Genomic DNA, 10,717 nt, shown 5'->3' with positions numbered 1-10,717 from the left:
CCAGCGGCACACCGATGGCGAGGGCGGCGCCCGCCAGCCAGACGCGCACGCCGCGCCGGCCGCCAGCCGGAGACGCCCGGGGCGGGGCCGGCTGCACGTTGGGCGACGACGGTTCTGGTTTATCCATGGACTTTCAGGCGGATGGTTTCCCGGGGGCGTATTGTTCCATCGATCCGCAGCCGCCGGCCGGGCGGTGCACCGGCCGGCGGCCTACCGGCCTAGCCGAACAGGGCGCGCAAGCCCTCGCCGGGCTCGTCGACGCGCATGAAGGCTTCGCCGACGAGGAAGGTTTGCACGGCATTGGCCCGCATCAGCGCCACGTCATCGGGCTTGAGAATGCCCGACTCGGTGACGACGATGCGCCCGGCTGCGGCATCGGCGATGCGCGGCAGCAGGTCGAGGGTGGTCTGCAGCGAGACCTCGAAGCTGCGCAGGTTGCGGTTGTTGATGCCGACCAGCGGCGTCTGCAGTTGCAGCGCGCGCTCCAGTTCGTCCGCATCGTGCACTTCGACCAGCACCGCCATGCCGAGCGCGCCGGCAATCTGCTCCATGTCGCGCATCTGCGTGAGGTCCAGGCAGGCGGCGATCAGCAGGATGGCGTCGGCCCCCATCGCGCGGGCCTCGAACACCTGGTAAGGATCGACGAGAAAGTCCTTGCGCAGCGCAGGCAGCGCGCAGGCGGCGCGGGCGGCCTGCAGGTATTCGGGCGCACCCTGGAAGAAGGGGCGGTCGGTCAGCACCGACAGGCAGGCCGCACCGGCCTGCGCGTAGGAGCGGGCGATGTCGGCGGGGCGGAAATCGGCGCAGATCACCCCCTTGGACGGGCTGGCCTTCTTGATTTCGGCGATCACCGCCGGCCGGCCGGCCGCATGGCGGGCGCGGATGGCGCCGACGAAGTCGCGCGCGGCGGGCTCTGCTTCCGCCTCGGCGCGGACGGCGGCCAGCGGCCTGGCCGCGCGGGCAACGGCGACCTCGTCGGCCTTGACCGCGCAGATCTTTTTCAGGATGTCGGTCATTGTGCGCTCCGGAACTGCTGGGTGAAGCGCACGAAGGCGTCCAGCCTGGCACGCGCCGCGCCGCTGGCGATGACGTCGCGCGCACGCTCGATGCCGGCGCCGATCGAATCCGCCAGGTTGGCGGTGTACAGCGCCACGCCCGCGTTGAAGGCGACGATGTCGCGCGCCGGGCCGGGGCGGTTGTCCAGCACGCCCAGCAACACCTCGCGCGACTCGGCGGCATCCTCGACGCGCAGGTTGCGGCTGCTGGCCATCGGAATGCCGAAGTCCTCGGGGTGGATCTGGTACTCGCTGACCTTGCCGTCCTTCAGTTCGCCCACCAGGGTCGCGCCGCCGAGGCTGACTTCGTCCATGCCGTCCATACCGTGCACGACCAGCACGTGATTGGCGCCGAGGCGCTCCATGACGCGCGCCTGGATGCCGACGAGGTCCGGGTGGAACACCCCCATCAGGGTGTTGGGCGCCCCCGCGGGGTTGGTCAGCGGGCCGAGGATGTTGAACAGCGTGCGCACGCCCATCTCGCGCCGCACCGGGGCGACGTTCTTCATCGCGCTGTGGTGGGCCGGCGCGTACATGAAGCCGATGCCGGTCACCTCGATGCACTCGGCGACCTGGGCGGGCGTGAGGTCGAGATTGACGCCGAGGGCCTCGATGACGTCGGCTGCGCCGGACTTGGACGACACGCCGCGTCCGCCGTGCTTGGCCACGCGAGCCCCCGCCGCCGCCGCGACGAAGATGGTGGTGGTGGAAATGTTGAAGGTGTTGGCGCCGTCGCCGCCGGTGCCGACCACGTCGAGGAAGTGCGCGTGCGGCGGCGCGACCTCGACCTTGGTCGACATCTCGCGCATGACCATGGCGGCCGCGGCGATCTCGCCGATGGTCTCCTTCTTGACGCGCAGGCCGGTGAGGATGGCGGCGGTCATGACCGGCGACACTTCGCCGGCCATGATCTGGCGCATCAGCGACAGCATCTCGTCGAAGAAGATCTCGCGGTGCTCGATCGTGCGTTGCAGGGCTTGCTGGGGAGTGATCGTGTTTGGCATCGTTTCGTCAGGCATCAGGCGGCGGCAGGCAGGGGCGCGCTGCGGTCGAGGAAGTTGCGCAGCAAATCGTGGCCGCATTCGGTCAGGATCGATTCGGGGTGGAACTGCACGCCTTCGACATCGAGCGTCTTGTGGCGCACCCCCATGATCTCGCCGTCGTCGGTCCAGGCGGTGACTTCCAGACAGTCGGGCAGGCTGCCGCGTTCAATCGCGAGCGAATGGTAGCGCGTGCAGGTCAGCGGATCGGGCAGGCCGCGGAACACGCCGATGCCCTTGTGCCGCACCAGCGAGGTCTTGCCGTGCATGAGCTTTTGCGCATGCACCACGCGCCCGCCGAAAGCGGCGCCGATGCTCTGGTGGCCGAGGCAGACGCCGAGGATGGGCAGCTTGCCGGCGAACGCCTCGATCGCCGGCACCGAGATGCCGGCCTCGGCCGGCGAGCACGGCCCGGGCGAGATCACGAGCCGGTCGGGCCGCATCGCCGCGATCTGCTCGAGCGTGATCTCGTCGTTGCGGAACACCTTGACCTCGGCACCGAGCTCGCCGAAATACTGCACGAGGTTGTAGGTGAAGCTGTCGTAGTTGTCGATCATCAATAGTCTTGACATATCAACCTCTTGATCCACGAGGCGTAGCGGCGGATCGCTGCCGCTCGCTACTCGCACGGCCGTATGGCTTATTGGAACGGAATTCACGCGAAATGGCCGCCGGCCTCGCCTGAAAAGGCGGCGCGGATACGGAAATCGACCCTGGCACGCGCCGGGCGGATGCGCGGAAGGCGCGCAGCGCAGCCGCCATGCGCCGTTCGGCGCCGCATTCGAAGGGGAATTCTAAGGGCATCGGCAATCTCCTGAGTTTTCTGGAGCCGCCGTGCCGGAGAGCCGTCTGCTGAACCCTGCCCACCGTAACGGCGGCAAGGCGCGGTTCTAAACCGCAACGACGTGCCGCTTCCTACTGGAAGCGCCACCACTGAGCAACATTGATCGGAGCAGTACGGTTCATTGGCAGATCGAAGTTCAGCTACCCGGAAGATGCATGCGGATGCGGACGCCCCGCAGCAGCCTCATGACGCGGCGAGTCTATCACGTCCCCCGAGCCGGTAGTCCACTCCCCACGGGGTACGCTCGCGAGGCCGATGAAGAAGAAATGAGAATCGATACCATATGATGTATCGTCGGATAGGCGCCATCGCGTCCGGACACCCGCTCATCGTCCCCGCGCACGTGGGCTCCCCACCACGCCAGACAGAAGGCCCGACTCGCATGACCGAAAAGCCTCCCATCCTCCCGGCAGTCCCCTCGACACTGTGCATTCCGCTGGCTGCGCGCGCGCTGGGTGGCACCTTGTTTCCCCACATGGCCGTCGACGACCGCTATGCCGCAGGCGCGCTGCGCCACATGGGCGACGACGGCCGGCAGTGGCTGCACGACCGCCAGAGCATCTATGGCACGCTGGCGCGCACCCGCCGCTTCCGCGAACAGGCGCAGGCATTCATCGCCCACACGCCCGCGGCGCACGTCGTCAACCTGGGCTGCGGCCTGAGCGACTATCTGCAATGGCTCGACAACGGCCGCATGCGCATGACCGATGCCGACCTGCCGGAAGTCCTGTCCATCCGGCGCGAGATCATGCCTCCGCGGCACGAGCGCCACACGCTGGCGCAACTGGACCTAGCCGATCCGCGCTGGTGGGACGAACTGGGGCTACCGGCCAGCCGGCAAGCGGAACCAGTCTTCCTGATGAGCGAAGGCGTCTTCATGTACCTGGAGCCGGCCACGGTGGATGCGGTACTGGCCACCTTCGGCGAACGCGCACCCGCCGGCTCCGTGTTCACCTTCGACGTGATGTGCTGGCTGGCGGTCGGCCGCGCCAAGCGGCACACCTCGGTCAAGCACACCGGCGCCGAATTCCACTGGGGCCCACGCCGGCTGGCCGACTTGACGCGCCCGCACCCCCGGCTGACGCTGCGTGCTGACCATCAGGTGATGGGCGGCTACAACCTGTTCTACAAGCTGATGCAGCCTGTGTTCAAGGCAGTCACGAGCGTGCCGTTCTACGCTGTGTACACCCTGGGGATCGAAACCTGAGGCCCACCGGGCCTCAGGCGGGAGATCTCTCGCCGGCCAGTCCCGCGAGCAGTTCTGCCGTGGTCACGCTGCGGCCAAAATGGTGGATCACGTGCTCGATGACATGTTCCTGCTGCTGCGCCGTGAACGCCGGGGCCGCATCGCTGACGACGGTGACTTCATAGCCAAGGTCGTGCGCGTGCCGCAATGTCGATTCGACGCAGACATGCAGCGCGAAACCCATCAGGTACAGGTGGTCGACACGGTTGTTGCGCAGGTAGGGATCCAGGTTCGAATTGGTGATGACGCTTGCCCCGGAGCGCCCCGCGACGACGAACTCTCCCCGGCGCGGCGTGAAGGGCTCGGGGAAACGTACCCGATCCTGGCCGATCCAGGTTCCTGCACCGGGGATTGCGCCCTTCAATCCGGACTTGCCCCGCCCCCCGGCAAAGACGAGGTAGTCGGGATCCCCAGCCAGCGTCAGGCCAGCATGCACGATGTTGGCGCTCGCCTCTCTGGCGCGGGCGAGGATGGCGGCCGAATTGCTTACGGCAGACTCGAACAACGCCCGATCCTTCATCAGGCGGTTGAGCGGTCCGGCGGGGTCCAGCCACTCGTTCTGGAACTCAATGAATACGAAGGCACTGCGTGCCAGATCGAGCCTTCCGACCGCAGCCGGAGTGGCGGCGGCAGCCACGCCGGACGCAAGCGACAGCGCAGCCAGTGCGGACGACTTGAGCAGTTCTCTCCTGTTCATTTCGTACCTCCGGCAAGGCCCGCAAGATATCGGAGCGGGGTTCGATGGGTTCCGGCCATGTTGGTGCTCTCCTGTCTAGATGGCCGAGCCGGAGCTGAAATGCCCGGACCGGCCGGCTGTGAAATGAACGCGGCAAAGGTCCGCGACGACGGTATCGCCCGACACCGGCAAAAGGGTGGAAAGACAGCACGGACTCAGGGCGTCGGCGGCAGCACCGCCACGGCATCCACCTCGACCAGCACGTCGGGGTGAAACAAGGCGTCGACGCCGATCAGGGCACTGGCCGGCGGCCGCCCGACATCGATGTAGCGGTCACGCACGCCACGGATGAGCGGCAGCATCGAGGACTGGAAGCCGGGCGGGACGGCGGGTTCCAGAGCCGATTCAGCCCACCTGAAGTTAACTTGACGTCAAGTGTAGATTTAAGGCGCATGTCGAGCACTCTCCTGTTGTCTCATCCTTGCCGGGCTTCGGCGATCAGGTACTGCATGCGCTCGATGTTGGCCTCCAGATCGCGCTTGAACGCCTGCAGTTCCACGAGTTGGGCATCTGCCCTGGCAAGCTGGCCTCGAAGGATCTCCAGCACCTTCTCCTTGCCTTCGATGCCGGTCGCATCCTTGAAGTAAAGATCGATTACCATCGCGATCTCGTCCAGGCTCAGCCCCAGCCGCTTGAGCGCGGCAATCTTCTCCAGCCGCTTCAAGGCCATTTCGTCGTAATAGCGATAGCCAGCCCCTTCACGCTCGGCCGGCTGCAGCAATCCCAGGCGCTCGTAGTAATGGATGGTGCGATGGCTGACACCGGCACGTTCGGACAGCTCGCCGATCTGCATGAGAGGTAACATGGCTGGCTCAATAAACCTGACGTCAGGTGTAGATTAGAAAGAAGCGGCGCAAAGGTCAAGCCATCCCCGCCATTGCACCGGCAAGTCGATGGTGCCGCGTGACGCAGGATCCCATTTGGGCAAGCGGTTCAGAAACGCTGCCACGGACTCGGGCCGGGTACGGCGGCGGCGATACAATGGACGCGCCCCGTGGATCCAGGCAGGAAATGGCATGACGACACCTCTCGACAGCGATCTCGACACCATGAGCACAGCACAGCTCATCGACGAAATCAGGAAACTGCGCGCCGGCATCCGCGCCCACCGCGACACCTCGGGCCATGACCTGTGCTGGTATCACCCTCACCTGTGGGCCCTGCTGCCGGAACAGGCCTCGCGCCCGCCCGTGGTGCCCGACTGGCCGCAGTTCATGCGTGGCTGCGTGAAATACCGCGCGTCGCTGGATGCGCAGTTGCCCGACGCGCCGCGCAGCGCGCTGGAATTCGGCGAATGACGCCTGGCGCGCACGCGGATCGTCCAGCCTCGAAGCCGCACGCCTGAACACCGCTCACCGGACCTTGCCCGCTCGATCCGGCCCGTTGCCGCAGCGGGCCCGGGCATCCGCGCCGGATGGCGCCGAGAACGTGCCGGTGGCGGCCCGTGGCGGCGCAGCCTCGAGAAAGGGAGACAGAATCCCGGCCAGCCAGACACTGAAAGCCTGTACGCGGCGCGAGAGATGGCGGCGGTGGGGATAGATCATCCGCGCCGGCATCGACGGTGCCGGCCAGGCCTGCAGCACTTCCACCAGTTCGCCCGCTTCCAGGTGTTCGCGCACATCGAAAGCCGGGATCTGGATCAGGCCCATGCCGGCCAGGCAGCAGGCAAGGTAGGTTTCGACGTTATTGACCGAGACCTGCGCCTTCATCGCCAGCGTCTGCAGCCGGCCGTTCTCCGTCCATTCCCAGGGCACGCCCCGTCCGCTGGACGGCGACGCATAGTTCACCGCCAGATGGCGTGACAGATCGGCAGGCGCCTGCGGCATGCCGTGGCGCGCCAGATAGGCGGGACTGGCGCAATTGACGAGCCGCAGCGCGCCCAAAGGCCGTGCCACCAGGCTGCTGGACGGCACCTCGCCGATACGCAGGGCGCAGTCGATCCCCTCGTGCACCAGGTCGATGGCACGGTCGCTGGAGCCCAGATCCACCTGGATGCCGGGGTAACGCGCGAAAAAGTCCGGCAACGCCGGCGCGACCTGCCGGCGCGCGATGCGGCTGGGCATGTCCACGCGCAGCCGGCCGGTCAGCGCCTTGGCCGGCAGCCGGAATTGCTGTTCCAGTTCCTCGCTGTCGGCGACGAGGGCAATGGCGCGCTCCAGCAAGGCCTCGCCGTCCTGGGTCAGGCCGACTCGCCGCGTCGTGCGGTTGAACAGCCGCGTACCCAGGCGTGCCTCCAGTTGCTGGATCGCCAGCGACACAGTTGGGCGCGGTAGGCCGAGCTGGTCGGCTGCCACGGTGAAGCCGCCGCTATGCGCGACCCGGATGAAGATACGGAATTGGTCGATGCGGTCCATGCCGTTATTGGTAGCGAATGATGTCCAGTGTAGATACGGATTCTCTGTTTATTGTCGATCCATCGACAAATACAGTCATGAAAACCTCACCTCTGCAGGAGCGCTTCATGTCTCAGCACAGTATCCAGGACAAGGTCGTCCTTATCGCCGGCGGCGCCAAGAACCTCGGCGGACTGATCGCCCGCGACCTGGCCGCCCACGGTGCCAGGGCGGTTGCGGTCCACTACAACAGCACCGCCTCCAGGGCCGCTGCCGACGCCACCGTGGCCGCCATCGAGCAGGCCGGCGCCCGGGCCGTGGCGCTGCAGGGCGACCTGAGCACCGCCCCGGCGGTCGAGAAGCTGTTCGCCGATACCGTGGCCGCGGTCGGCCGTCCCGACATCGCCATCAATACGGTCGGCAAGGTGCTCAAGAAACCGATGCTGGAGATCAGCGAGGCCGAGTACGATGAGATGAGCGCGGTCAACGCCAAGAGCGCGTTCTTCTTCCTCAAGGAAGCGGGCAGGCACGTAAACGATGGCGGCAAGATCTGCACCCTGGTCACCTCGCTGCTGGGCGCCTTCACCCCCTTCTACGCCTCCTACGCCGGCACCAAGGCGCCGGTGGAACACTTCACCCGCGCAGCGGCCAAGGAATTCGGGGCGCGCGGCATCTCGGTGACGGCGGTGGGCCCGGGGCCGATGGATACGCCCTTCTTCTACGGCCAGGAAGGCGCCGACGCGGTGGCCTACCACAAGACCGCCGCCGCGCTGTCCCCGTTTTCCAGGACCGGCCTGACCGACATCGAAGACGTGGTGCCCTTCATCCGCCATCTGGTGAGCGACGGCTGGTGGATCACCGGCCAGACGATCCTGATCAACGGCGGCTACACCACCAAGTAGACCCTCCCCGCGCGGGACAGAGGCACCGCTCAGGAAGACTGCTTGCAGCAGCTGCGCACCGGCGGAGGCGGCTCGCGGTGGAGCGCCTCCATGACCGCATCGGCGTACTGCTCCAGCGCCAGCATGGTGACCAGTTCCAGGGCGAACTCGCGCAGGTAGGCGCCCTTGCGCACCGCCACCAGGGAATCCGTGTCGCCGAACAGATGGGATGCGTCCAGGCATACCAGGCGCTCGCTGTCGCGCCGGGCGTCGAAGGCCAGATTGGACAGGATGCCGACGCCGAAACCGGCCTCGACGTAGGTCTTGATCACATCGGCATCGATCGCCGCCAGCGCCACCTCGATCGGCAGGCGGGCCGCGGCGAAGGCGGTATCGATGTGCTTGCGCTCCGACATGCCCTCGTCGTAGGTCACGACGGGGTGGCGCGACAATGCCTGCAGCGTCAGCCTGGTGCTTCCGTGGGCAAGTTCGTGCCCGGCCGGCACCACGACGCAATGGCGCCAGGTACACGCGGGAAAGGTCTGCAGTTCGCGGCGGCGGTCCAGCGCCTCGGACGAAACGCCGATGTCGACCTCGCCGTTCGCCACCCAGTCGGCGATCTGCTCCGGGCTCCCCTGGCGCAGCACCAGCCGCACGCGCGGGAAACGCATGCGGAAAGCCTGCAGCACGTCGGGCAGCAGATAGCGTGCCTGGGTGTGGGTGGTGGCGATGCTCAGTTCGCCGGCATCCTCCACCGCGAAACGGCCGGCGACGCGCTTGAGATTGCGCACGTCGAGCAGGATGCGGTCGATCACCGGCAGCAGCATCTCGCCCGGCGGCGTCAGCCCCACCAGCCGCTTGCCCCGGCGCTCGAAGATCTCCACGCCCAGTTCATCCTCCAGCTCCTTGAGTTGGCGGCTCACTCCCGGCTGCGAAATGAGAAGGTTGTTGGCGACTTCGGAGAGATTGAAATGCTGCCTTATCGTCTCCCGCACCAAGCGCAACTGGCTGACGTTCATCGGGGCTGTCCACCTTTAGCTTTGAAGCTGATTTCCAACGATTCTTCTACGCCGCCCGCAGAAAGTTAACGAATATAAATTCATACGGTTATCAGCTTCCTGCGACTGAACGGCCACGCCGGCGGGCCATCGAGCGCAGAGCGCAAGACCCTGCTGCGGGCGAGCCACCCGCTGCTCCGTCGCGGGCAGCGAGCCTGCCCCGGAGCCGCTGCCGCCCCGCCGCCAGCCGCCGTTCCACCCCCGCCATCGCCGGAAAAGCCCGCGTTCCGCCAGCAGCACGCCGCTCCGCACGGATCTTGCTTTGATCCTGCTCTCAGGAGCATGACCCGAGCACCATCGGAAACGGCGAGAAAGACAGGACATATGCAGAACGAAGCCAGGCTCCGCCTGCAGGCGGACGTACTGATCATCGGCGGCGGCCCGGCCGGCGCCTGGGCGGCATGGAGCGCGGCCAGTGCCGGCGCCAGCGTCATCCTCGTAGACAAGGGCTATCTCGGCTCCAGCGGCGCCACCGCGCCGGGCGGCACCAACCTGCTCTACCTGCCGCCGGACGCCGCACTGCGTGATGCCGCGGTGAGCAAACGCATGGAAGGCGGCGGCTTCCTGTCCGAGCCCCGCTGGATACACCGCGTGCTGGACCAGGTCTACGACAGCCTGCAACTGGTGGAATCCTGGGGCTACCCGTTCCGCCGCGACGAGCACGGCGTGCCGCTGCGCGACCACCTGCAGGGGCCGGAATACCTCAAGATCATGCGCAAGGCGGTGCATCGCGCCGGCGTGCGCATCCTCGACCAGTCGCCGGCGCTGGAACTGCTGGCCGACGAGCACGGCGTCGGCGGCGCGCGCGGCCTCAACCGCCTCGACGGCAGCCACTGGGAGGTGCGCGCTGGCGCGGTGGTGCTCGCCACCGGCGGCTGCGCCTTCCTCAGCAAGGGCCTGGGCTGCAACGTACTCACCGGCGAGGGCCTGCTGATGGCGGCGGAGACCGGCGCCGAGCTCTCCGGCATGGAGTTCAGCCGCGCCTACGCGCCCAGCGCCGCCTTCGGCACCAATACCCGCGGCCGCACGCTGGGCTGGGCCACCTTCACCGACGAAAGCGGCACGGTGCTGCAGTCCGGCGGGCCGCGCTCGCGCGACTTCCTCGCCGAGGCGCTGCTCAAAGGGCCGGTGTATGCGATGCTGGACCGCGCCGACACGCCGGAAAAACGCGCCATCCTGCGCCGCGCCCACGCGATCTTCTTCCTGCCGCTGGAGCGCGCCGGCATCGATCCCTTCACCCAGCGCTTCCCGCTCACGCTGCGCTACGAAGGCACGCTGCGCGGCACCGGCGGCCTGCGCCTGAGCAGCGACGACTGCGCCACCAGCGTACCCGGCCTCTATGCCGCCGGCGACGCCGCCACCCGCGAGCGGGTCTGCGGCGGGCTCTCCGGCGGCGGCGCCTTCAATGCCTCGTGGGCGATCAGTTCGGGCATCTGGGCCGGGCGCGGCGCCGCCGCCCACGCCCGCGAGGCGCCGCACGAACGCAGGCTGCGCCCGGCCGGCGGCGCCGGCGTGCGGCCGGTC

Annotated in this window: 12 protein-coding genes; 4 read left to right on the top strand and 8 right to left on the bottom strand. The window is 67.5% G+C overall.

Translation table 11 applies throughout. The features are described from left to right. Nucleotides 1–218: 218 nt before the first annotated feature. The 3 genes from trpC to C666_RS17100 are packed head-to-tail and all read right to left on the bottom strand — an operon-like array spanning nt 219 to nt 2,667. Nucleotides 219–1,016 carry an indole-3-glycerol phosphate synthase TrpC gene (gene trpC / locus C666_RS17110; protein WP_004344790.1) on the bottom strand — a complete coding sequence of 266 codons (798 nt, stop codon included), beginning with the start codon at nt 1,014–1,016 and terminating at the stop codon, nt 219–221. Beyond that, on the bottom strand, nt 1,013–2,059 hold the full coding sequence (gene trpD, locus C666_RS17105) for an anthranilate phosphoribosyltransferase (RefSeq protein ID WP_004344788.1): 1,047 nt from the start codon (nt 2,057–2,059) through the stop codon (nt 1,013–1,015). The genes trpC and trpD overlap by 4 nt, the downstream gene beginning before the upstream one ends. Before the next feature lie 14 nt (nt 2,060–2,073). Next, a complete protein-coding gene (locus C666_RS17100; RefSeq protein WP_038000646.1) occupies nt 2,074–2,667 on the bottom strand; it encodes an anthranilate synthase component II in 594 nt (197 codons plus the stop codon). 654 nt (nt 2,668–3,321) lie between these two features. On the opposite strand from C666_RS17100, the gene C666_RS17095 reads away from it, so the two are divergent. Further along, a complete protein-coding gene (locus C666_RS17095) occupies nt 3,322–4,146 on the top strand; it encodes a class I SAM-dependent methyltransferase (RefSeq protein WP_004344784.1) in 825 nt (274 codons plus the stop codon). A 13-nt stretch (nt 4,147–4,159) separates the two neighbouring features. Here the strand turns inward: C666_RS17095 and C666_RS17090 are convergent, their stop codons facing one another. The 3 genes from C666_RS17090 to C666_RS17080 all read right to left on the bottom strand — a co-directional run bounded on the left by C666_RS17090 (nt 4,160) and on the right by C666_RS17080 (nt 5,726). Next, complete coding sequence (locus C666_RS17090; RefSeq protein ID WP_004344781.1) at nt 4,160–4,882, bottom strand: cysteine hydrolase family protein; 723 nt, start codon at nt 4,880–4,882, stop codon at nt 4,160–4,162. Nucleotides 4,883–5,076: 194 nt separating this feature from the next. Continuing rightward, nucleotides 5,077–5,223 carry a RidA family protein gene (locus C666_RS20195; protein ID WP_004344775.1) on the bottom strand — a complete coding sequence of 49 codons (147 nt, stop codon included), beginning with the start codon at nt 5,221–5,223 and terminating at the stop codon, nt 5,077–5,079. A 113-nt stretch (nt 5,224–5,336) separates the two neighbouring features. Next, the gene (locus C666_RS17080; RefSeq protein ID WP_169316044.1) at nt 5,337–5,726 is read right to left on the bottom strand and encodes a MerR family transcriptional regulator; all 390 of its coding nucleotides are present in this window, start codon (nt 5,724–5,726) and stop codon (nt 5,337–5,339) included. Between the two features lie 211 nt (nt 5,727–5,937). Here C666_RS17080 and C666_RS17075 point away from each other — a divergent pair, with 211 nt between their 5' ends. After that, nucleotides 5,938–6,219, top strand: a complete 282-nt coding sequence (locus C666_RS17075) for a hypothetical protein (protein ID WP_004344771.1) — start codon at nt 5,938–5,940, stop codon at nt 6,217–6,219. A gap of 54 nt (nt 6,220–6,273) precedes the next feature. Here C666_RS17075 and C666_RS17070 read toward each other — a convergent pair whose 3' ends face one another. Further along, a complete protein-coding gene (locus tag C666_RS17070) occupies nt 6,274–7,275 on the bottom strand; it encodes a LysR family transcriptional regulator (RefSeq protein WP_004344769.1) in 1,002 nt (333 codons plus the stop codon). 107 nt (nt 7,276–7,382) lie between these two features. Here C666_RS17070 and C666_RS17065 point away from each other — a divergent pair, with 107 nt between their 5' ends. Beyond that, on the top strand, nt 7,383–8,156 hold the full coding sequence (locus C666_RS17065; RefSeq protein WP_004344767.1) for an SDR family oxidoreductase: 774 nt from the start codon (nt 7,383–7,385) through the stop codon (nt 8,154–8,156). A 29-nt stretch (nt 8,157–8,185) separates the two neighbouring features. Here the strand turns inward: C666_RS17065 and C666_RS17060 are convergent, their stop codons facing one another. Beyond that, nucleotides 8,186–9,154: a LysR substrate-binding domain-containing protein gene (locus tag C666_RS17060; RefSeq protein WP_004344765.1), complete on the bottom strand. Its 969-nt coding sequence runs from the start codon at nt 9,152–9,154 to the stop codon at nt 8,186–8,188. Nucleotides 9,155–9,517: 363 nt separating this feature from the next. Between C666_RS17060 and C666_RS17055 the strand changes: the two genes are divergently transcribed. Further along, nucleotides 9,518–10,717: FAD-dependent oxidoreductase (locus tag C666_RS17055; RefSeq protein WP_004344763.1), on the top strand; the 1,200-nt coding region annotated here is incomplete at its 3' end.

This window comes from Thauera linaloolentis 47Lol = DSM 12138, assembly GCF_000310205.1.
GTDB classification, from domain to species: Bacteria; Pseudomonadota; Gammaproteobacteria; order Burkholderiales; family Rhodocyclaceae; genus Thauera; species Thauera linaloolentis.
This window is presented reverse-complemented; position numbering and strand designations above follow the sequence as displayed.